This is a genomic window from Acetomicrobium sp. S15 = DSM 107314 (genome assembly GCF_016125955.1).
Taxonomy (GTDB): domain Bacteria; phylum Synergistota; class Synergistia; order Synergistales; family Thermosynergistaceae; genus Thermosynergistes; species Thermosynergistes pyruvativorans.
This window is the reverse complement of record NZ_JADEVE010000314.1, coordinates 1-376: the sequence shown is the minus strand read 5'-3', so window position 1 is coordinate 376 and position 376 is coordinate 1. Positions and strand designations below refer to the sequence as shown.

The 376-nt window shown below is 60.1% G+C and carries 2 protein-coding genes; one reads left to right on the top strand and one right to left on the bottom strand.

Annotated features, from left to right (window positions below; translation table 11 throughout):
• The coding region (locus tag EZM41_RS14745; RefSeq protein WP_198470804.1) for a DUF501 domain-containing protein at positions 1 to 138 on the bottom strand (138 nt) is incomplete at its 3' end.
• A gap of 15 nt (positions 139 to 153) precedes the next feature.
• On the opposite strand from EZM41_RS14745, the gene EZM41_RS14740 reads away from it, so the two are divergent.
• On the top strand, positions 154 to 276 hold the full coding sequence (locus EZM41_RS14740; protein WP_446697833.1) for a hypothetical protein: 123 nt from the start codon (positions 154 to 156) through the stop codon (positions 274 to 276).
• The last annotated feature ends 100 nt before the right edge of the window (positions 277 to 376 follow it).

The window sequence follows — 376 nt, the reverse complement described above, 5'->3', positions numbered from 1 at the left end:
CAACGAAGCACATCTGTTGGAGTAAGAGATCCACTCGCTCAAACGATGTCCCATCTTTCTTTCGAGATCGCCCACGCCGCCCGCAGATTCGAGAGCAGAACAGGCTCGAACGAGATCAGGGCAGACCAACCAGAACATCGTAGGGACGGGGCCTTGGTATCCTGCGGTGCGACGGCGGACGACATAGCAGCGCTGTTCGACGAAGGCGATTGCGAACTCGACAGGAGGCTTCGCCTGGCACTCGCCAGGTCCTTGCGGATGCTGACATGGCTTTGACACAGCCCGGCACGAATACGCTCGAGCTGCTTCACATGGCCGTGCCGGCCCTCGTCGTCGTGCCTTTCGCCTTTCTGCGGGATATCCCGGTATCGGGCGT